At 63.6% G+C, this 19,586-nt stretch carries 19 protein-coding genes and 3 pseudogenes; 4 read left to right on the plus strand and 18 right to left on the minus strand.

The annotated features are described in order from the left end of the window. Positions 1 to 36 precede the first annotated feature (36 nt). Entirely contained in the window at positions 37 to 585 is a 549-nt protein-coding gene (locus tag X742_RS150460) for a DUF177 domain-containing protein (RefSeq protein WP_023773255.1), read from the minus strand. 3 nt (positions 586 to 588) lie between these two features. Beyond that, entirely contained in the window at positions 589 to 1,131 is a 543-nt protein-coding gene (locus X742_RS150455) for a ubiquinol-cytochrome C chaperone family protein (RefSeq protein WP_023773256.1), read from the minus strand. A gap of 113 nt (positions 1,132 to 1,244) precedes the next feature. On the opposite strand from X742_RS150455, the gene X742_RS150450 reads away from it, so the two are divergent. The 3 genes from X742_RS150450 to X742_RS01000000170290 all read left to right on the plus strand — a co-directional run bounded on the left by X742_RS150450 (position 1,245) and on the right by X742_RS01000000170290 (position 3,464). After that, positions 1,245 to 1,760 (plus strand): outer membrane protein assembly factor BamE, encoded by a 516-nt coding sequence (locus tag X742_RS150450; protein ID WP_023773257.1) that lies wholly within the window; start codon positions 1,245 to 1,247, stop codon positions 1,758 to 1,760. A gap of 155 nt (positions 1,761 to 1,915) precedes the next feature. Further along, entirely contained in the window at positions 1,916 to 2,461 is a 546-nt protein-coding gene (locus X742_RS150445) for a dTDP-4-dehydrorhamnose 3,5-epimerase family protein (protein WP_051407651.1), read from the plus strand. Positions 2,462 to 2,501: 40 nt separating this feature from the next. Next, complete coding sequence (locus X742_RS01000000170290) at positions 2,502 to 3,464, plus strand: glycosyltransferase family 2 protein (RefSeq protein ID WP_245275570.1); 963 nt, start codon at positions 2,502 to 2,504, stop codon at positions 3,462 to 3,464. Between the two features lie 178 nt (positions 3,465 to 3,642). Here the strand turns inward: X742_RS01000000170290 and X742_RS150440 are convergent, their stop codons facing one another. The 5 genes and pseudogenes from X742_RS150440 to X742_RS150425 all read right to left on the minus strand — a co-directional run bounded on the left by X742_RS150440 (position 3,643) and on the right by X742_RS150425 (position 9,551). After that, positions 3,643 to 5,784: a sodium-translocating pyrophosphatase gene (locus tag X742_RS150440; protein ID WP_023773259.1), complete on the minus strand. Its 2,142-nt coding sequence runs from the start codon at positions 5,782 to 5,784 to the stop codon at positions 3,643 to 3,645. 259 nt (positions 5,785 to 6,043) lie between these two features. Further along, a complete protein-coding gene (locus X742_RS150435; RefSeq protein WP_023773260.1) occupies positions 6,044 to 6,793 on the minus strand; it encodes an ABC transporter permease in 750 nt (249 codons plus the stop codon). After that, a complete protein-coding gene (locus tag X742_RS150430) occupies positions 6,790 to 7,728 on the minus strand; it encodes an ABC transporter ATP-binding protein (RefSeq protein WP_023773261.1) in 939 nt (312 codons plus the stop codon). Before X742_RS150430 ends, X742_RS150435 begins: the two co-directional genes overlap by 4 nt. Then, positions 7,725 to 8,635: pseudogene (locus X742_RS01000000170295) on the minus strand (ABC transporter permease). Before X742_RS01000000170295 ends, X742_RS150430 begins: the two are co-directional and overlap by 4 nt. A gap of 37 nt (positions 8,636 to 8,672) precedes the next feature. Then, positions 8,673 to 9,551, minus strand: a complete 879-nt coding sequence (locus X742_RS150425) for an ABC transporter substrate-binding protein (RefSeq protein WP_245275573.1) — start codon at positions 9,549 to 9,551, stop codon at positions 8,673 to 8,675. Positions 9,552 to 9,800: 249 nt separating this feature from the next. Here X742_RS150425 and X742_RS150420 point away from each other — a divergent pair, with 249 nt between their 5' ends. After that, complete coding sequence (locus X742_RS150420; RefSeq protein ID WP_023773263.1) at positions 9,801 to 10,373, plus strand: NADPH-dependent FMN reductase; 573 nt, start codon at positions 9,801 to 9,803, stop codon at positions 10,371 to 10,373. Positions 10,374 to 10,386: 13 nt separating this feature from the next. Here the strand turns inward: X742_RS150420 and X742_RS150415 are convergent, their stop codons facing one another. From X742_RS150415 to X742_RS150370, 11 genes and pseudogenes are all read right to left on the minus strand, one after another. Further along, complete coding sequence (locus X742_RS150415) at positions 10,387 to 11,598, minus strand: MFS transporter (protein ID WP_023773264.1); 1,212 nt, start codon at positions 11,596 to 11,598, stop codon at positions 10,387 to 10,389. Further along, positions 11,595 to 12,095: a transcription antitermination factor NusB gene (gene nusB, locus X742_RS150410; RefSeq protein WP_023773265.1), complete on the minus strand. Its 501-nt coding sequence runs from the start codon at positions 12,093 to 12,095 to the stop codon at positions 11,595 to 11,597. Before nusB ends, X742_RS150415 begins: the two co-directional genes overlap by 4 nt. Continuing rightward, positions 12,092 to 12,586 (minus strand): 6,7-dimethyl-8-ribityllumazine synthase, encoded by a 495-nt coding sequence (ribH, locus tag X742_RS150405; protein WP_023773266.1) that lies wholly within the window; start codon positions 12,584 to 12,586, stop codon positions 12,092 to 12,094. Before ribH ends, nusB begins: the two co-directional genes overlap by 4 nt. Before the next feature lie 80 nt (positions 12,587 to 12,666). Beyond that, positions 12,667 to 12,954 (minus strand): type II toxin-antitoxin system RelE/ParE family toxin, encoded by a 288-nt coding sequence (locus X742_RS150400; protein ID WP_031248100.1) that lies wholly within the window; start codon positions 12,952 to 12,954, stop codon positions 12,667 to 12,669. Then, positions 12,932 to 13,203 (minus strand): annotated as a pseudogene (locus X742_RS1000000172630) (ribbon-helix-helix domain-containing protein). Before X742_RS1000000172630 ends, X742_RS150400 begins: the two are co-directional and overlap by 23 nt. Positions 13,204 to 13,242: 39 nt before the next feature. Next, entirely contained in the window at positions 13,243 to 13,863 is a 621-nt protein-coding gene (locus X742_RS150395; RefSeq protein WP_023773268.1) for a riboflavin synthase, read from the minus strand. A 6-nt stretch (positions 13,864 to 13,869) separates the two neighbouring features. Then, positions 13,870 to 15,006, minus strand: coding sequence for a bifunctional diaminohydroxyphosphoribosylaminopyrimidine deaminase/5-amino-6-(5-phosphoribosylamino)uracil reductase RibD (ribD, locus tag X742_RS150390; protein ID WP_023773269.1), 1,137 nt, complete (start codon positions 15,004 to 15,006; stop codon positions 13,870 to 13,872). A gap of 78 nt (positions 15,007 to 15,084) precedes the next feature. Beyond that, positions 15,085 to 15,557: pseudogene (nrdR, locus tag X742_RS150385) on the minus strand (transcriptional regulator NrdR); the annotation flags it as partial. 157 nt (positions 15,558 to 15,714) lie between these two features. Further along, on the minus strand, positions 15,715 to 16,293 hold the full coding sequence (locus X742_RS150380) for a hypothetical protein (RefSeq protein ID WP_023773271.1): 579 nt from the start codon (positions 16,291 to 16,293) through the stop codon (positions 15,715 to 15,717). Positions 16,294 to 16,407: 114 nt separating this feature from the next. Next, complete coding sequence (gene glyA / locus X742_RS150375) at positions 16,408 to 17,721, minus strand: serine hydroxymethyltransferase (protein WP_023773272.1); 1,314 nt, start codon at positions 17,719 to 17,721, stop codon at positions 16,408 to 16,410. Between the two features lie 180 nt (positions 17,722 to 17,901). Continuing rightward, the gene (locus tag X742_RS150370; RefSeq protein WP_023773273.1) at positions 17,902 to 19,542 is read right to left on the minus strand and encodes a Na+/H+ antiporter; all 1,641 of its coding nucleotides are present in this window, start codon (positions 19,540 to 19,542) and stop codon (positions 17,902 to 17,904) included. Between the last annotated feature and the right edge of the window lie 44 nt (positions 19,543 to 19,586).

Raw genomic sequence — 19,586 nt, forward strand, 5'->3', positions numbered from 1 at the left:
GTCGCACAACCGACTTTTCCGTCGCGAGCAAGGTTTTCAGGATTTTCGCAGCAAGGATCGCAGTTTTTGCTGAAATTCATTCTCGGCCGGTCCGGTGTCGTCATCGGTGCCAATCGAGGCGCCGGGCTTGCGCGGATAGGGATCGATGGCCAAGCCGAAGAACTGTTCGGCAAGTGCCCCGACATCAATGGTGTCGCCCGAAAATGTCTCGGGACTGTCGGGTCCGTCGGCATCGAGCAGGATTTCGCCGCCGCCTTCGAATCCCTGCCGTCCGAGTTTGGAGTCCTCGGGCAAGAGCAGCGCCTCGAACGGCTCTTCAACATGCGCTTCGATGGGGTCTAGCGTGACGATGCAGGCCTGCGTAATGTCCGCCTCGACACGGCCACTGACCTTCACGCCGTTGCGCTTCCATGACGCAACCAGCAGTTCGGCGCGATAGGCTTCGACCGACAGCAGCCCATGGGCCTCGGCAAGGGCCGCGCGCTGCGCGGCATCGGCCTCGATCACAACCGGCAGCCCTTTGTGCGGCAGACGCGCGACATTGGCGAAAAAGGATACCGGACTTTGCATACCCGCGTCTTTCATCGATCAGCCTCCGTTGGCTACAGGAAACGCCACAGTGCCGGCAACGATCGATTCGGTCGGCTGCGCACTCAGTTGCCGGCTGGCCTCGGCGACATACCCGGCCAAACGTGACGCTTCCGGCCAGCCGCCGGCGTCGGGACGGACATTGCGGGCAAGTGCCGCGGTCAGACCGTCATGGTCGCTTCGTTCCAGCGCATCATCATAGGCGGCGGTGCGGCCATAGAACATCTTCGCCAGCTTCTTCATGCGTTTTGGCACACCCACGTCACCAATGCCCAGTTCCCGCAGCGAATGATCGACGTCGAGAAAGAATTCGTCGATCAGCACCTGCGCGATCTCTTGCGCCACGCCGTCCTCGCCGCGCAAGCGGTGCTGGACCAGGAACATGTGCAACGAAAGCATCTCGAAACGGCCAAGCGGCGTGTCCGGCACATTCCAGTGGGAATAAAAAACAGTCTGCCGCGCCGCCGCCACGATTTGTGCGTAAAGCGCGTCGGTGATGGCGCGGTTGGCGTGGCGTTCGCGGCCAAAAAGGCGCTGGAACATGGGGATGGTCTCCGGGGACCGTTTGTTGAATGGCCTTGTTGCATCGGCAAGCAAGCTGGTTTACCGGTTTTGCGGCCCAGCGCAAGTTGCGGCGATATAATGGAGAATTGTTGTTGCGCGCGCTGAATTTCAAGTCGAGTTTCAATTCCAGGGCTGCCGGCGTGATCTCGCTGCTGGCTATCGTTGCGGCGCTGTCGGCATGCCACACCAACAAGATGATCGGCGACCTCAATCCGAGCGAGACGTTCACGCAGGGCTATGTCCTCGATCAGCAGGCGATCGATTCGGTGCCGGTCGGTTCCAGCCGCGAGCAGGTGCTCCTGGCGCTCGGCACGCCGTCGACCACGGCGACTTTCGACAATGAGGCGTTTTACTATATTTCGCAGACGCGCAAGCGCTATGTCGCATTCGACAAGCCGAGGCTGGTCGACCAGAAAGTGCTGGCGGTCTATTTCGGCCCGGACAGCCGCGTCACCCAGATCGCCAATTACGGTTTGAAGGACGGCAAGATCTTCGACTTCATTTCGCGCACCACGCCGACCGGCGGCAAGGACCAGAACTTCCTCAGCCAGATCATCAACGGCGCCAGCAAGCTGGCGCCCGGCATTCCCGGCGGCGGCACCCCCTGATCGCTAGAATCCTGCTTCCCTGACTTTGGGGAACAGAAATGTCTCAGGCGACCAAAAGCCCGTGGGAGCGATCCCACGGGTTTTTGTTTAACGGGGCCCGGCTTGCCAGTGATGGGGCAAACCCATATCAAACCGCCAGGCTGGGGAACTTGGACATGAGCAGTGACGACCATGCGATGCCGGATGGCTGGATGGCGACCGGGACACCCGACCGGCAGACGGTGACATCAGACTGGCTTGCCATTGATCCGCCGTCGATCGATGGCGTCACAATCAAGGAAATCAGGCCGGTCGCTACATCCAACGGCTATCTGACCGAGGTTTTTCGGGATGAGTGGGGACTTGATCCATCGCCTGTCGGCCAGGTGTTTCAACGCACGATGTATCCAGGCGCGGTAACCGGCTGGCACGCGCACAAGGTGACGCTGGATCGGCTCTTCTGTTGTGCCGGCAGCGTCCGCATATCGCTCTATGACGGCCGAAAGGCTTCGCCCAGTTTCGGCACGGTGTGGCACAAGATACTCGGCGCGTTGCGGCCGGCGATCGTCATAATCCCGCCAGGCGTGTGGCACGGCGTGACGGCGCTCGGGCCGGAGATCGCCCTGCTGCTCAATCTCGTCGACAAGGCCTATGCCTACGACGCGCCCGACCATTGGCGCCTGCCACCGGACACCGAACAAATCCCTTACAAGCTGGTGTAGCGTGGAAGGATCGCGCCGGTCGGATGCAGCAGGGCAGCGCGTGCCGCTCGTCTCGGTGGTGATTGCCACCCACAATCGTCCCGCGGCCTTGCGGCAAACCCTGTTCAGCGTCTTGCGCCAGACGCTGCAGGATTTTGAAATTCTGGTGATCGGCGACGACTGTCGCCCTGAGACACCGGCGATCATCGCCGAATTCGCCGATCCGCGCATCTTCTATATAGACCTGCCCGTCAATTTCGGCGAGCAATCCGGCCCCAACAATATCGGTTTTGCCAGGGCGCGCGGCCGGCTTGTCGCCGTGCTCAATCACGACGACCTTTGGTTTCCGGATCATCTGGCGGCAACCACGGGATGGATCGATGCGACCGGTGCGGATGTCGTCATCGCTCGCGGCGCCATCATCGAACCGGTGCGGACGAGGGGCGATGCTCTCAAGACCTCGATTTACGGAATGGGCAAAGACGGTTTTTACGATCCCGTCGTCACGGCCGGATACGGATCGGCACAGGTGGTCAGGCGGGCGTCGTTGGACTGGCTCGGCCCCTGGCGGCCTGCCGGCAAATGCTCTTGCGAAAGTTCGCAGGACTGGCTCTTCCGGGCTTGGCGAAAGGGAGCCGTGATCGCGACCATGCCGCATCTGACGGTGCTGAGCATCTTCTCCGGCCAGCGNCCGGGCTTGGCGAAAGGGAGCCGTGATCGCGACCATGCCGCATCTGACGGTGCTGAGCATCTTCTCCGGCCAGCGGAGCGGCAGTTATCTCGAAGACACGGCGATGGAGCAGGAGGAACTCATCGATCGCATGCGCATACCGGACGACCTGCGTGTCAAGGTTCTTGCCGCGGCGGTGGTGCCGTCTCGCCTGAAGAAATCCAGCTATCTGAAACGCAGGGTTTGGGCTGTATGCGGCATTCATCCGAGATCCGTCGAGTTTCGCCGCAAATACCAACGCGGTGCTTTTGTCTCCATGCTGCGAAAGGTACGCGGCCTGCCGCCCATGCCTGAACGGGAGCCGAGCGTGGATGATCTGTTGGCTAAGTACCGCAGAGGCAGCAAGCGGGAAGAAACCGGAGAATAGCGGCGTCGCGCACGCGGCGTCCAAATGCCGGACCAAGCGACCAGTCAGCTGACATGAAAAACCCGCGGGGATCGCTCCCCGCGGGTTTTTTTCAACCGCTTCCGCTCAGCCGTGCGCGAGCACGGCCAGCAACAGGAGCGCCACGATGTTGGTGATCTTGATCGCCGGGTTGACCGCCGGGCCGGCAGTGTCCTTGTAGGGATCGCCGACGGTGTCGCCGGTCACCGAAGCCTTGTGTGCTTCGGAGCCCTTGAGGTGCTTGACGCCGTCCTTGTCGGTGAACCCGTCCTCGAACGACTTCTTGGCGTTGTCCCAGGCGCCGCCGCCCGAGGTCATCGAGATGGCGACGAACAGGCCATTGACGATGACGCCGAGCAGCGAGGCGCCGAGCGCCGCGAAGGCGGACGCCTTCGAGCCCGAGATCAGTAGCACGCCGAAATAGACGACGAGCGGCGCCAGCACAGGCAGCAGCGACGGGATGATCATTTCCCGGATCGCCGCCTTGGTCAGAAGGTCGACCGCACGCGCATAGTTCGGCTTCGAGGTGCCGGCCATGATGCCCGGATCCTCGCGGAACTGCTTGCGCACCTCCTCGACGATGGCGCCCGCGGCGCGGCCGACCGCCGTCATGGCGATGCCGCCGAACAGGTACGGGATCAGGCCACCGAAGATCAGGCCCGCGACGACGTAAGGGTTGGAGAGATCGAAGGAGATTTCGCCCATGCCCTGGAAGTAGGGATATTTGTCGCCATTGGCGGCGAAGAACTTCAGGTCGTTCGAGTAGGCCGCGAACAGCACCAGCGCGCCGAGGCCAGCCGAACCGATGGCGTAGCCCTTGGTCACCGCCTTGGTGGTGTTGCCGACCGCGTCGAGCGCGTCGGTGGAGTGGCGCACTTCCTTGGGAAGGCCCGCCATTTCGGCAATGCCGCCGGCATTGTCGGTGACCGGGCCGAAGGCGTCGAGCGCCACGATCATGCCGGCGAGGCCGAGCATGGTGGTGACGGCGATCGCCGTGCCGAACAAGCCGCCGAGCTGGTAGGTGGCGATGATGCCGCCGACGATGACGATTGCCGGCAGTGCCGTCGATTCCAACGAGACCGCCAGGCCCTGGATGACGTTGGTGCCGTGCCCGGTCACCGACGCCTGGGCGATGGAGTTGACCGGGCGCTTGTTGGTGCCGGTGTAGTACTCGGTTATCACCACGATCAACCCGGTCACCACCAGGCCGATCAGGCCGCAGATGAACAGGTTCTTGCCGGTGATCGTCATGCCGGCGACGGTGCCGACCTCGCCCCAGCCGAGGGTGGCCGAGGTGGCGACGCCGAGGCCGACGATCGACAGCAGGCCGGTCACGATCAGGCCCTTGTAGAGCGCGCCCATGATCGAGCCGTTGGAGCCGAGCTTGACGAAGAAGGTGCCGACGATCGAGGTCAGGATGCAGGCGCCGCAGATGGCGAGCGGGTACAGCATCGCCGCACCGAGGACAGCGGTGCCGCCGAAGAAAATGGCGGCGAGAACCATGGTGGCGACAACCGTCACCGCATAGGTTTCGAACAGGTCGGCGGCCATGCCGGCGCAGTCGCCGACATTATCGCCGACATTGTCGGCGATGGTGGCCGGGTTGCGCGGATCATCCTCCGGGATACCGGCTTCGACCTTGCCGACCAGATCGCCGCCGACATCGGCGCCCTTGGTGAAGATGCCGCCGCCGAGACGGGCGAAGATCGAGATCAGCGAGGCGCCGAAGCCGAGCGAGACCAACGAGTCGATGACGATACGATCGTTGGGCTGAAGACCCATGAAATGGGTCAGGATGAGATAATAGATGGAAACGCCCAGCAGAGCGAGGCCGGCCACCAGCATGCCGGTGATGGCGCCCGACTTGAAAGCGATGTCGAGGCCGGCGGCGAGGCTGTTGGAAGCCGCTTGCGCGGTGCGTACATTGGCCCGCACCGAAACATGCATGCCGATGAAGCCGGCGGCACCCGAGAGAACGGCGCCGATCAGGAAGCCGATGGCGGCGGTGATCGACAGCAGCCACCAGGCGAGCACGAGCACGACCACTCCGACTATGGCGATGGTGGTGTATTGGCGCGCCAGATAGGCCTGGGCGCCTTCGCGGATGGCGGCGGAGATTTCCTGCATGCGTGCATTGCCCTGATCGGCCGCGAGGACCGAACGTGTCGCCCAGATGGCGTATAGGATTGAAAGCAGGCCGCAGGCGATGACGGCGGAAATAATGGTCATTGCCGAATTTTCCTCGATTGTTGGCCCAAAAGAACCCCTCCCTGGGCCGTTGAGACAAAGACCGGATTCCGCGCGCGGAATCCGCCTCTTCGCATCGGTGTATGCGAAACAGGGCCGCGAACGTCAAGATATTGTTCGGTTTTTGCCCGGCTTTCGCCCAAAAGACAAAAACCGGGACGACAGAGCCGACAAGGCCTTCGATTTAGATCGATTGAATCAAGGCAAGGCATCCGGGGCAGACCGCCGGTCTCCCCGAGGGTCATTCCGCTTCGCGGCCCATCCGGCGCGCCGTGTATCGCTCGACCGCCGACAGTCCGTCATAGATCAGCACGGCAAGCGCCGCCACGATCAGGCCCCCCTGCAGGATGAAGGCGAGATTGTTGGATAGCAGGCCGGCGATGATCACTTCGCCGAGCGTCTTGGCGGCCACCGTCGAGCCGATTGTGGCCGTGGCCAGGCTGATCACCACGGAGAGCCTTATGCCGCCAAGGATGATCGGTGCACTGAGCGGCAACTCGACCTTGGTGAGCCTTTGCCAGCCGGTCATGCCGGCGCCACGTGCCGCCTCGACGACATTGGCCGGCAGGGTCGTCAACCCGGTGAGTGCGTTCTCGAAGATTGGCAACAGTCCGTAGAGAAACAGCGCGATCAGCGTCGGCTTCTCGCCGAAGCCGACAGCCGGCACGGCGAGCGCCAGCACCGCCACCGGCGGGAAGGTCTGGCCGATGTTGACCAGGCTGCGCGACAACGGCAGAAATTCGACGCCAGCCGGCCGGGTGACGAGGATGGCGAGCGCCACCGCGACGATGGTGGCGGCGACGGTCGCGATCAACACGGTCCGCAGATGCAGCAGCGTCAGCGTCAGCAGGCTACCCTGGTTGTAGATTACGGGTGCGTTGTTTTCGGTCAGCGGCTTCAACAACGGCTCGAACCAAGCCGGACTGGTGATGAAGGCAACAAGCAACACCACCAAGGCAAGCCTGAGCAGCAGCGGCAGCCAGGCCTTCATGCCGGCCTCGCCGCGCGCTTGACCAGTCCGTCCACGGTGACGCGGCCGATCGGCTTGCCGTCGGCACCCTTCACCGGCAGCGCGGGCTTGCCGGACCAGAGAAGTTCCGCGAGCGCGTCACGCTGGCTGGCGTCGCCGGGGATCGCCTCGCCTTCGGCACCGCCCTGCTCCACCGCATCGCGTACCCGCCCCAGCGACAGCAGCCTGAACGGCCTTTCGCTGGCGCCGACCAGGGTCTCGACAAAGCTGCTAGCCGGGTTCGCCAGGATCTCCGCCGGCCTTGCATATTGCACGAGCTTGCCGGCATCCATCACCGCGATCTTGTCACCCATATGCACGGCCTCCTCCATGTCATGAGTGACGAGGATGATGGTGGTGCCGAAGCGCTTCTGGATTGCCAGCAGATCCTCTTGCGCCTTGGTGCGGATGATCGGGTCGAGTGCGCCGAACGGCTCGTCCATCAACAGCACATTGGGTTCGGCGGCGAGCGCGCGGGCAACGCCGACGCGCTGCTGCTGGCCCCCGGACAGTTCGTGCGGGTAGCGCGGGCCAAATTCCTGCGGGTCGAGCTGGTAGAGCGTCATCAGTTCGTCGACGCGGGACTTGATGCGCGCCTTGTCCCAGCCAAGCAGCACCGGAACGGTGGCGATGTTCTGCGCCACCGTGCGATGCGGAAACAGGCCGTGGCCCTGGATGGCGTAGCCGATGCTGCGGCGCAGTTCGTAACCGGGTACCGATCGATTGTCGGCACCGTCGAGCTTGATGACGCCGGCGGTTGGTTCGACCAGCCGGTTGATCATGCGCAGCAGCGTCGTCTTGCCGGAGCCCGAAGTACCGACAATGACGCAGACCGTGCGCGGCTCGATGACCATCGAGACGTCGTCCACGACAGTGGTCGCGTCATAGCGCTTGGTGATGCCTTCGATTTCGATCATGCCGTTTCAACCCTGCGCTTGGTGGCGGTCATTTCGATCACAGCGTCGAGGATGATGGCGGCGGCAAAAGCGAGTGCCACGGTTGGCACGGCGCCAAGCAGCACCAGGTCCATCGCCGTCTGGCCGACACCCTGGAAGACGAACACGCCGAAACCGCCGCCGCCGATCAGCGCGGCGATGGTGGCAAGACCGATATTCTGCACCAGGACAATGCGAATGCCGGTGAGGATCACCGGAAAGGCCAGCGGAAACTCCACACCGAACAGGCGCTGGCGGTCCGTCATACCCATGCCCCGCGCCGCGTCATTTGCGGCGCGCGGCACGCCGGCAAGGCCGACCACGGTGTTGGCCACCACCGGCAGCAGCGAATAGAGGAACAGGGCGACGAAGGCGGGCGCCGTGCCGATGCCCCTGATGCCTAGCGCGGCGGCCCCCGGGACCTGGGCCGCGACCCAGCCAAGCGGCGCGATGAGCAGCCCGAACAGCGCGATCGAGGGAATGGTCTGGATGATGTTCAAGACGTTGAGGACGCCGGCCCGCAGGCTCTCGACNTGAAGGCGAAGATAAGAATCCAGAAGCCGGATGCCGGCGAGACCCGGGCAAAGGTATTGCCGGCCGGAGTGAGAAATGTGCCGGCGACGCCGATGAGCAGCGCCAGCGCGACAAGCGCCACGACGCTCGCTGCAAGGCGCAAGACGAGCGGCGTTTTGAGGAGCGCGATGATTGCCACCACGACAATGATCGCGAGCAGCAACGGCCCTATCGCCTGCGGCAGCGCCTCGAGGATAGAGCGTGCCTGGCCGGGAACGATGCGGTTGGCGCGGAAGGTGGCGAATGGCGCGAGAAACGCGGCGTAAGCCGCGAGTGCAGCGATGACCACGCCGAGCTTATCGAAACGCGGGGTCATAAGGCGCCTCGCACTGACGTCACTTATCGACGCGTAGCTATTTCAAAAACCCGTTCTTCTTCAAAAAGTCCTCGGCGACGCCCTTGACCGGCTCGCCGCCGACCTGCACGCGGCCGTTCAGTTCCTGGAGCGTGACGAGATCGAGCTTGGCGAAGACCGGCTTCAGCAACGTTTCGATCTCCGGGTGCTCCTTCAGCACGGATTCGCGGATGATCGGCGCCGGCCGATAGACCGGCTGCACGCCCTTGTCGTCAGTCAACACCACGAGGCCCGATGGCGCGATGCCCCCATCGGTGCCATAGACCATGGCAGCATTGGCGCCGCTGGTCTGGTTGGCGGCGGCCGCGATGGTCGCTGCCGTATCGCCGCCCGATAGCGTGATCAGCTGGTCCGGCTTCAACGTGAAGCCATAGGTAGTCTGGAAGGCCGGAAGGGCTGCCGCCGAATTGACGAACTCGGCGGAGGCCGCCAGGACCACCTTGCCGCCGCCGGCAACATATTTGCCGAAGTCCGACAGCGTGACGAGCTTGTTCTCATCCGTCACTTCCTTGCGCAGGGCGATCGCCCAGGTGTTGTTGGCCGGCGCCGGTGACAGCCAGACGATCTTGTTGGCGTCGTAGTCGAGCTTCTTGGCCGTCTCATAGGCCTTGGCGGCATCCTTCCACACGGGGTCATCGGCCTTTTCGAAAAAGAAGGCGGCGTTGCCGGTGTATTCGGGATAGATGTCGATCTCGCCGGCGGTGATCGCCTTGCGCACCACAGGCGTGCCGCCGAGTTGGATGCGGTCCGTGGTCTTGATGTTGTTGGCGTTGAGGACGAGCTGGATAATGTTGCCGAGCACGCCACCCTCGGTGTCGATCTTCGAGGAGACGACGACCTGAGCGCTAGCGGAAGCCGTTGTGATGGCGAACGCCATCGCCGCGCTGGCCAGAACCTTGACTGAAAACATCGTGAAAACCCCTTGCTATGAACCGTAATGCGGTGGCCGCATATGAGCATGGCTTCAACGGCCAGTCGGGGCACACGGTTTCATATGAAGGGGGACCCGCGCAATATTTTTGTTCCGGACGCGCCGATTTGGGCTTCGCCGCAAGAGCGGGCTGGCGATTGGCCGCTATCGGGTGGATAATGCCGTGCGGGTGGCGGCAAACACGGAGAGCGTGTCATGGCCATACACAAGGTCGGTTATCTCATCGGCAGCCTTGCCCAGGCATCCATCAACCGCAAGCTCGCGAAGGCGCTCGTTCAACTTGCCCCTCCCGAGCTCGAAATGACGGAAATCGGCTTCAAGGATCTGCCTCTCTACAGCTACGACTACGACGCCAATTTCCCGCCGGCCGCCCAGGCTTTCAAAAAGGCGATCGCCTCCGTCCAGGCCGTGCTGTTCGTCACCCCGGAGTATAACCGCTCGATTCCCGGCGGACTTAAGAACGCGATCGACTGGGCCAGCCGCCCCTACGGCAAAAATTCATTCGCGCGCAAACCGTCGGCCGTCATTGGAACATCGCCGGGCGCCATCGCGACCGCTGTCGCCCAACAAAGCCTGCGCAGCGTGCTGAGTTTCTGCAACTCACCGCAGATGAATGCACCCGAAGCCTATATCCAGTTCACGCCGGGACTGATCACGGATGACGGCGAGGTGACGGTTGAATCCACTGAGGATTTCCTGCGCAATTACATGGCTGAGTTCCACATGTTCATAGCGCGGGTGCTTCAGGTTCTGCCGCCGGACGCATAGCTTCAAATTCGCGTCAAGCCGGTCGCAAGCTTGTGATCTTAAGCGCGCCGAGTGCCACGAAGCAAAGTGCGGCGACCGGAAAGATCATCCAGTTGAGCATCATCCAGCCCCAGGCATTATAGACCATGCCCGACATCAGCGACGCACAGGCGACGGAGCCGAACAGGACGAAGTCGTGGAAGCCCTGCACCTTACCTTTTTCGGAAGGGTGGTAGCTGGCCGCCACCATGGCGGTGGCGCCGATGAAGCTGAAATTCCAGCCGAGGCCGAGCAGGATCAGCGCCGTCCAGAACTGCCACAGCGCCAGGCCCGACAAGGCAACGACGGCACAGCCGATCAGCAACAACAGGCCGATGGCGACAATGCGCTCGGCACCGAAGCGATGGATCAGCGAGCCAGTGAAGAAACTTGGCCCGAACATCGCCATGACGTGCCAGGAGATGCCCAGCGTCGCATCGTTCTCCGACAGGCCGCAGCCCACCATGGCGAGCGGCGCGCCGGTCATGACGAAACTCATCAGCGCGTAGCTGCCGACGGCGCAGAAGAGCGCCGCGACGAAACGCGGCTTGGTGACGATTTCGGAAAGGGGTCGGGCATCGCCGTCGACAACGTCCACCTTGCTCGCGGTCCTCGACGGCAAACGAAGGAACGACAGGATGACGGCGCCGACAGCCGCCAGCGGCAGGATCGAGGCGAATGAACCGGCAAACATGACGGGTGCGAACAATTCGCGCGTGAAGATGACGATCTGCGGCCCGAGGATGGCGGTGATGATGCCACCGGCGAGCACGAAGGAGATGGCGCGGGCCTTGAACGCCGGCGGCGCGTTGTCGGCCGCGGCAAAACGGAACTGCTGGACGAAGGCCCCGCCGACACCGATGACGAGCAGCGCGAACGCGAACAGCCAGAAGCTGCCGTGGAACAAAGCCAGGGTGGCGACCAGCCCGCCGAGCGCGGTGATCACGGTTCCGGTCATGAAACCGCCACGCTGCCCCAGCCAGCGGATAATGGCGGCCGCGGGCAAGGCGCCGAGCGCCACACCGAGATTGAAGCCGGTGATAGGCGCGGTCGCCAGGGATTTGTCGGCGCCGAGCAGATATTGCCCGGCTAGCGCGCCCATGGAAATCGCGATGGGAGCCGCCGAGCCGATGATCGCCTGCGAGGCGGCGAGGATCAGCGCGGTGCGCCGCGCCTCCTTGCCCGCCTCGACCGCGATGGCGGTCACGAAGCGTCCTTGCCGCGTCCCTCGCCACGCACCCGGCGTGACACGCGGTCGAGCACGGCATTGACCAGCTTCGGCTCGTCTTCCTCGTAGAAGGCCTTGGCGATGTCGACATATTCGGTGACGATGACCGCGACAGGAACGTCCTCGCGCTTCATCAGTTCGTAGACGCCCGCGCGCAGGATGGCACGCAGCGTCGAATCGAGGCGCGACAGCGGCCAGTCGTCGGTCAGCGCCTGGCGAATAATCGGGTCGATGGTCTTCTGGTTCTCGACGACGCCGGCCAGGATGGCGCGAAACCACTGCGCGTCCGCCTCGCGATAGAGCGCGCCGTCGACTTCCTTGCCGAGACGGAACGCCTCGTACTCGGCGGTGATCTCGAACACGCCGCTGCCGGCGACATCCATTTGGTAGAGCGCCTGCACGGCGGCCAGACGGGCAGCGCCGCGCTTGTTGGCGTGGCGCACCGCGGGCTGTCCGGGCGAAGCGGGTTCGCTCACGATTGCGCTCCCAATTGTTCCTTCAGCGCGATCATGGTCAGCGCCGCACGCGCGGCAAAGCCACCCTTGTCGCCTTCGGAGCGCTTGGCCCGCGTCCACGCCTGCGCATCGTTCTCGGTGGTCAGGATACCGTTGCCGATGCAGACCGAGTCCTGCACGGACAGGTCCATGAGCGCACGGCTGGATTCATTAGCGACGATATCGAAATGATAGGTATCGCCACGGATAATCGTGCCGAGGGCGACGAAACCGTCATAGCCCGTCCCGCCTTCAGCCATGCCGTCGAGCGCGAAGGTGATCACCGCGGGAATTTCAAGCGAACCGGGAACAGTGACGACGTCGAAAGTCGCGCCCGCTTCGTCGAGCGCGCTTGTCGCCCCATCGAGCAGTGCGTCGGCGAGATCGTCGTGAAAGCGCGCCTCGATGACGAGAAGGTGAGCCTTCTTCTTGGGACGAATGAACGCCTTGCCGTGTTGGGATGTGCCAGCCATAGATGTCTCCGGGGTCGCCGGTGACTTAGGCCGAAGCCGGTTTGATCGCAAGCGGAAGATTGGCTGGGGGCGAAGTCCGCTTATCGCTCTTCTCGGGTCTGCCACGGACGGAGCAGTGAAATCGTAGTGTTCTCTATCTCGTAGCGGACCTCGCAGTTGCCGACCAAAATGCGGCGGACTTCACGCGGCTCGAACTCTTCCAGCTTCTTCCCGATACGCGGATCTTCGTTTAGCCGTGCTCCAGCGGCAACCAGCGACCGCACCACACTGGCGGCGGCCTGATTGTTTGCTGATGCAAGAAAGTCATGAAGCCCGACCAGGTCGGCCAAAGCCCTACTGGTCCACTTAGCTCCACCAGCGTGGCGCAGGGAGCGGCTTTTCACTACCAAGGCTCTCTGCCCGGGCCTGAACGGCCTGGCGGTCTATAACCCGACCAGCGTCGACATCGGCCAGCGCTTCAAGCGTGAGCCGTGGACGTTCCTCCTCCAAAACAACCCAAGCGGAAAGTGCCTGTTTAACGATCCACCCGCGCGGACGCTCAGTCGAGCAGCCAGTTGGTCCACTTTCCTCGCAAGCGGCAGTGGAACATGAGCAGTGATAACCTTTGTTTCCGTCAGGGCCTCGCAATCAAGTAATAATGCCGATTAAGACCGAGGCTATGCCTGTCCCTCTTTCGCCGCCTCCGCCAGCCGGGCGGCGTAGCGGGCCATGGTATCGATCTCAAGATTGACACGGTCGCCTGCCTTGCGCTCGCCCCAGGTGGTGACGGTCAGCGAATGATGGATCAACAGCACGTCGAAGCGGGTGCCCGTAACGCTGTTGACGGTGAGCGAGGTGCCATCGAGCGCAACGGAGCCTTTCGGCGCAATGAATTTCGCCAGATCGCGCGGCGCTTCCAGTGTGAAGCGCACCGCATCGCCCTCATCCCTGCGTTCAACGATCTCGGCGGTGCCGTCGACATGGCCCGAAACGATGTGGCCGCCAAGCTCGTCGCCGAGCTTCAGCGCCCGTTCCAGATTGATCCTGGTGCCGGCCTTCCAACCCGCCGCCGTGGTCAGCCTGAGCGCCTCCTCCCAGGCCTCGACCTCGAACCAGCGCGCGTTCGAGCCGCTGTCGGGCAAAGCCGTGACCGTCAGGCAGACGCCACCGCAGGAAATCGAGGCGCCGATAGCGATGGTCTCGGGATCATAGGCAGTGTCGATGCGCAGTCCCACCCCTTCCCGCAGCGGCTTGATGGCGGCCACGGTGCCGATATCGGTGACAATCCCGGTAAACATCGATCGCTATCCCTGAAAATCCCTGATCCATTCGGCGTAACCGTCTTCGCCGAACCGCATCTCGCGCAGCTTGCGAAAACCCACCGGGATATGGTCAGCGTCGACAGGCGATGCAATGCCGTCTTGGCCGATCGCTTCCGGTCCCTGGAACAGCACGATGCGGTCGACCAGCCCGTCGGCCAGAAAGGCGCTCGCCACCTTGGCGCCGCCCTCGACCAGCACGCTTGCCATGCCAAGCGCCGCCAAATCCTCGAGCAGCTCCGGCAATGCGACGCCGCCCTCGTGCGTCTCCGTACCGATGAAGCGCACGCCGGCGCGCTCGAGCGCGGCCCGCCGCCGCGGATCGGCCTCAAGGCAAGCCGCCAGATAAAGAGGTACTCGATCGACGCCCGACACCAGCTTCGAGCCCTCCGGCAGCCTGATCTGGCGGTCGAGCACGATGCGTGCCGGCGAGCGGTTCTCCAGTCCGGGCAAACGCACCGTAAGCGCCGGATCATCTTCCAGCGCCGTGCCGATGCCGACCAGGATGGCGTCCGCCTCGGCGCGCATGAGGTAGACTTCGCGGCGCGCCATGTCGCCTGTTATCGCGACCTGGCCGGCGCCTTCCCTGCCAATCTTGCCGTCGCTGGAAAGCGCAAGCTTCAGAATTACTTCCGGGCGCTTTCTCAAAGAGCGAATCAAGTAGCCCGCCATCTGTTCGGCAGCTTCCGTGGCGAGGACCTTTTCGACCACTTCTACACCGGCCTCGCGCAGGATGGCGTAACCCTTGCCAGAGACCCGCGGATCGGGATCGCTGGCCGCACCCACGACACGCGCAATGCCGGCACTGACCAGTGCGTTGGCGCAAGGCGGCGTGCGGCCGTGATGGGCGCAAGGCTCCAAAGTGACATAGGCGGTGGCTCCACGCGCGAGTTCGCCGGCCTCGGCAAGCGCCTCGGTCTCGGCGTGCGGCCGGCCGCCGACGGCGGTGACGCCGGTACCGACGATCATCGGCCCGGTCCCACCATCGCGCACGATCAGCGTGCCGACGGACGGGTTGGTCGAGGTGCGTCCGGCATTCTTGCGCGACAGCCGCAAGGCCGCGGCCACGAAACGGCGGTCAAAGGTCGCTTGTTCTGCCTCGCTGAGTTGCGGTGCTGCCATGCTCAGCCGGCGTCCTCTTCGCTCTTTTCCTCGTCCCCCTTCAGTTCGCCGAGCAACTCGTGGAAATCCTTGGCCTCNGCGTCCTCTTCGCTCTTTTCCTCGTCCCCCTTCAGTTCGCCGAGCAACTCGTGGAAATCCTTGGCCTCACGGAAATTGCGATAGACCGAGGCGAAGCGCACATAGGCGACATCGTCGAGCGATTTCAGCGCATCCATGACCAGCCGGCCGACCTCGCCCGAGGCCACTTCCGTTTCGCCGGAGCTTTCCAGTTGGCGCACGATCCCGGTCACCGCGCGATCGATGCGCTCGGGATCGACATTGCGCTTGCGCACCGCGATCTCGACCGAGCGCAACAGCTTGTCGCGGTCGAACGGCACTTTTCGTCCCGATTTCTTGACCACGACGAGGTCGCGCAACTGCACGCGCTCGAACGTCGTGAAACGGCCGCCGCAATCGGGGCAGACACGCCGCCGGCGGATCGCCGCGCCATCCTCGGCGGGGCGCGAATCCTTCACCTGCGTATCTTCGGACTGGCAATAGGGACAGCGCATGGAGAGCCTTGGGTTCGCGAATCTGGTGGGGTGAAAGGCTTAGAGCCTTTCCGGTGCGGATAGAAGCAGTTCCGCTTTTTCCACTGCCTGCCGCACCTCAGAGATAGCGAGGCGCGAGGAAGATTGCCAGCGCGGCAAGCTTGCTCCGGCCAGGCCGTTAAGGTGCCACGTCCTTGGTTGGGAAGCCACAAGATGTGCCGAGGGTGCGATAGGCCTTCGTGAAACCGTCCATCGGAATGCTGGCGACAGCCTGCTTGCCGAAGGTGACGTCGAGCGATGTGACTTTTCGCATGGCCCGCAGCAGCGCGAGACTTGTCTTGGCCTGATTGTCGATCGTCCAGCTCGGACGGCCATTGACGGCATCGCTGGAGTAAACCGTCGCGGAAACCTTGATGCCGGGATCGCCGAAAATGGCAGAGATCTTCTTGTCGGTCGGCAGGGTCCGGTTGTCGATGGTGAGCATGACGGCCGGATAGGCGTCAGGCGGCAGCGCGTCGCCGGTCGAGATCGACAATGTCAGCGTGCCCGAATTGCCACTCGCATCGAAGAACGCCGTCGAGGCCGCGCAGGTCTTGTGTGCGTCCTGGCCGGTGTCGAGCGTATCGACCATGGTCGTCCACCGGCCGAAAGTGCTGGTGGCAGGCATGTCCGCAGCGGGCTGCGTCTGGGCCAAAACGGGGCCGCAGGCGGCCAGCCAACCTAAAGCGCCGAGAGAAGCAAGACAAAAATTTCGCATCATCAATTCTCCGGGTCGATGCGTCACCCAATCAGGGGTGACGCGATGCCGGTGGATAAAAGATGACGCTTCGCGCCCGGTCAACCGCGATAAGGGATCGCCCGAGATAAGGGATCAACCGAGATAGGGATAGAGGGGGAATCGACCGGTCAATGCGACGACCTTGGCCTTGACCGCCGCCTCGACCGCCGCATTGCCTTCGTCGGAATTGGCAACCTTGAGCCCATCCAGCACCTCGGCGATCAGTTTGCCGATCTCGCGGAACTCGGCCTGGCCGAAACCGCGCGTGGTGCCGGCGGGCGTGCCGAGCCGCACGCCAGAGGTAACGAAGGGCTTTTCCGGGTCGAAGGGGATGCCGTTCTTGTTGCAGGTGATGTTGGCGCGGCCAAGGGCCGCCTCGGCGCGCTTGCCGGTGGCGTTCTTGGGCCTGAGGTCAACCAGCATCAGGTGGTTGTCGGTGCCGCCGGAGACGATGTCGAGGCCTGTTTCCTTGAGGCTGGAGGCAAGCGCCTTGGCGTTCGCGGCGACGCTTTCGGCATAGACCTTGAAGCTCGGCTTCAACGCTTCGCCGAAGGCCACCGCCTTGGCGGCGATGACATGCATCAGCGGTCCGCCCTGCAGGCCAGGGAACACCGCCGAGTTCATCTTCTTGGCAATATCCTCGTCATTGCACAGGATCATGCCGCCGCGCGGGCCGCGCAGCGATTTGTGCGTGGTGGTCGTCACCACATGGGCGTGCGGCAAGGGCGAGGGATGCACACCGCCGGCAACGAGGCCCGCGATGTGGGCCATGTCGACCATCAGATAGGCGCCGACGGCGTCGGCGATCTCGCGAAAACGCTTCCAGTCCCAGATACGCGAATAGGCTGTGCCGCCGGCCAGGATCAGCTTCGGCTTGGTCTCGTGCGCGGTCTTCTCGATGGCGTCCATGTCGAGCAGGTGGTCGTCCTTGCGCACGCCGTAGGAGACAACCTTGAACCACTTGCCGCTCATGTTGACCGGCGAGCCATGGGTGAGATGGCCGCCGGAATTGAGGTCGAGCCCCATGAAAGTGTCGCCGGGCTGCAGCAGCGCCAGGAACACCGCCTGGTTCATCTGGCTGCCGGAATTCGGCTGGACGTTGGCGAAGTTGCATCCGAACAGTTTTTTGGCCCGCTCGATGGCCAGTTCCTCGGCCACGTCGACGAACTGGCAGCCGCCATAGTAGCGCTTGCCCGGATAGCCCTCGGCATATTTGTTTGTCATGATCGACCCCTGGGCCTCGAGCACGGCGCGCGAGACGATGTTTTCGGAGGCGATCAGTTCGATCTCGTGGCGCTGGCGACCGAGCTCGTTGCGGATGGAGCCGAAGATCTCCGGATCGGCATCTTCCAAAGTGGTTTCGAAGAAGGATTCGAATTTGTTGGACGCCGCCGCTGCTGTTGCCATGGCCTGAGTTCCCCTAGGGTTGGAAGGGCAAATTCGTGCACGCCGTCGTCCCGAACCACTCAACGGCCTTGGACGACATGCATTGCGTTCGCCGGGCCATTAACACAGTTGTTTTGGGCTCGCCACGTTTGCAGCGCGAAATTTGCTGGCCGGTTTGCGCCAACGGGTCGCGGCCGTTCGCTATTTCCTGTCCCGCCGCTGCTTCAATAAGGCCTCGGTCAAGGTGATTTCAGAAAACAGCGCGCGCATCGTGTGATCGTTGATCTCCTGGCTGCGGAACATGGCGCGCAGCGCTGCACGCTCCGCCTCGATGCCGGCCGCCCTGAGTTCCAGCTCCAACCTGCCGGCTTCGCGGGCTTCGGCGCGGGCCTCGTCGGCTTCGTCCGAAGCCGCGATGCGTCTACGGTAACCTGCCACGATGCTGTCGGCGACGGCCAGGCGGGCCTGGACCGCCTCGCCCTCGCCCGCCTCGTTGGCGATGCTCTCGATCTTGGCGATCGCCGCATTGGCGGCGCCGACGCGCGCCCGGCGCTCTTCCGCCGCTGCCGGATCCTTGCCCGGCTCGACCAGCCCCCGCGCTATCCTGGGCAAGGCAAGGCTGGCGATCAGAAGCGAGCAGATGATGACGCCAGCGGCAAGGAAGATCACCACATCACGTTCCGGAAAGGGAGAGCCGTCCTGCAAAGCGAGCGGCAATGACAGGATGCCCGCCAATGTGATTGCGCCGCGCACGCCGGCCACGGAGCCGGCAAGCCGGACGCGAAATCCGAACGGCTCGGCCTCGCGTTTGCCGATGCGCGCCGCGATCGCCTGGGCGATGTCCCCGACCCAGATCCACAGGAAGCGCAGCCCGATCAGGCAGAGCGTCAGGATCAGCACCGTCGCCACCGGCTCGATCAGCCAATGACGGCTGGACAGTTCCGGTGGGACCTTGCGGATGATGTCGGGAAGCTGCAGGCCGAGCAGAATGAACAGAGCGCCATTGAAAACGAAGGTGAGCGTCGCCCAAAGCGACAGGGTCTGCATGCGCGCCGACACGCCAAGGAAGCGGTACATGCCGGAAGCCCCGGTCAGCAGGCCGGCGGTGACGGCCGCCAGGATACCCGAGGCACCGACATGCTCGGCGCCGAGATAGGCGACGAAAGGCAGCAGGATCATGACGAGAACCTGCGCTTCGGCGGGCACGCCGCCGATGCGGTTGAGCAGTTGCAGCGCCTTGGCGGCGATGAACAGCGCCGCGATACCGGCCAGGATGCCAGCGGCGACGGCGTAGAGGAAGCTGAGCGAGGCTCCCGCGAAGGAGAAGCTGCCGGTCAATGCCGCCGCCACCGCAAAGCGGAACATGACCAGGCCCGACGCGTCGTTGAGCAGCGACTCGCCCTCCAATATGTGCATCAACCGGGACGGAACCACATTCCTGTCGACGATGGCGGATACAGCCACGGCGTCGGTCGGCGACAGAACGGCGGCCAGCGCGAATGCGACGACGAGCGGAATGCTCGGCACCAGCCAATGCAAGGCATAGCCGAAGCCGACAATGGTGAAGAAGACCAGCCCGATGGCGAGATCGAGTATAGGTCCGCGCAAAGCGACGAGTTCGCGTTTGGGCGCCGCGAAGGCGTCGCCGAACAGAAGCGGCGGGATGAACACCAGCAGGAAAAGTTCCGGATCTATCTCGACATGGAGGCCCTTGGCGGGCCAAGCAAGGGCCGCGCCGATGGCGATCTGCAGCACCGGCAGCGGCACTCGAACCAGGCGGACGAGCGCGCCCGACAGCGCCACGAAGACCAGCACGACGAGAATGAAGATGGCGACGTCCATGGCACGATCCCGGCTGTTTGCCGACCATCGCCAATCGCCTGAGC

It is taken from the genome of Mesorhizobium sp. LNHC229A00, assembly GCF_000502415.1.
GTDB lineage: Bacteria > Pseudomonadota > Alphaproteobacteria > Rhizobiales > Rhizobiaceae > Mesorhizobium.

What these genes read in the sequence shown, in the direction of transcription:
- X742_RS150460 (WP_023773255.1), bottom strand. Translation starts at nt 585, where the DNA reads ATGAAAGACGCGGGTATGCAAAGTCCGGTATCCTTTTTCGCCAATGTC.
- X742_RS150455 (WP_023773256.1), bottom strand. Translation starts at nt 1,131, where the DNA reads ATGTTCCAGCGCCTTTTTGGCCGCGAACGCCACGCCAACCGCGCCATC.
- X742_RS150445 (WP_051407651.1), top strand. Translation starts at nt 1,916, where the DNA reads ATGAGCAGTGACGACCATGCGATGCCGGATGGCTGGATGGCGACCGGG.
- X742_RS150440 (WP_023773259.1), bottom strand. Translation starts at nt 5,784, where the DNA reads ATGACCATTATTTCCGCCGTCATCGCCTGCGGCCTGCTTTCAATCCTA.
- X742_RS150435 (WP_023773260.1), bottom strand. Translation starts at nt 6,793, where the DNA reads ATGAAGGCCTGGCTGCCGCTGCTGCTCAGGCTTGCCTTGGTGGTGTTG.
- X742_RS150430 (WP_023773261.1), bottom strand. Translation starts at nt 7,728, where the DNA reads ATGATCGAAATCGAAGGCATCACCAAGCGCTATGACGCGACCACTGTC.
- X742_RS150425 (WP_245275573.1), bottom strand. Translation starts at nt 9,551, where the DNA reads ATGGCGTTCGCCATCACAACGGCTTCCGCTAGCGCTCAGGTCGTCGTC.
- X742_RS150420 (WP_023773263.1), top strand. Translation starts at nt 9,801, where the DNA reads ATGGCCATACACAAGGTCGGTTATCTCATCGGCAGCCTTGCCCAGGCA.
- ribH (WP_023773266.1), bottom strand. Translation starts at nt 12,586, where the DNA reads ATGGCTGGCACATCCCAACACGGCAAGGCGTTCATTCGTCCCAAGAAG.
- X742_RS150395 (WP_023773268.1), bottom strand. Translation starts at nt 13,863, where the DNA reads ATGTTTACCGGGATTGTCACCGATATCGGCACCGTGGCCGCCATCAAG.
- ribD (WP_023773269.1), bottom strand. Translation starts at nt 15,006, where the DNA reads ATGGCAGCACCGCAACTCAGCGAGGCAGAACAAGCGACCTTTGACCGC.
- X742_RS150380 (WP_023773271.1), bottom strand. Translation starts at nt 16,293, where the DNA reads ATGCGAAATTTTTGTCTTGCTTCTCTCGGCGCTTTAGGTTGGCTGGCC.
- glyA (WP_023773272.1), bottom strand. Translation starts at nt 17,721, where the DNA reads ATGGCAACAGCAGCGGCGGCGTCCAACAAATTCGAATCCTTCTTCGAA.
- X742_RS150370 (WP_023773273.1), bottom strand. Translation starts at nt 19,542, where the DNA reads ATGGACGTCGCCATCTTCATTCTCGTCGTGCTGGTCTTCGTGGCGCTG.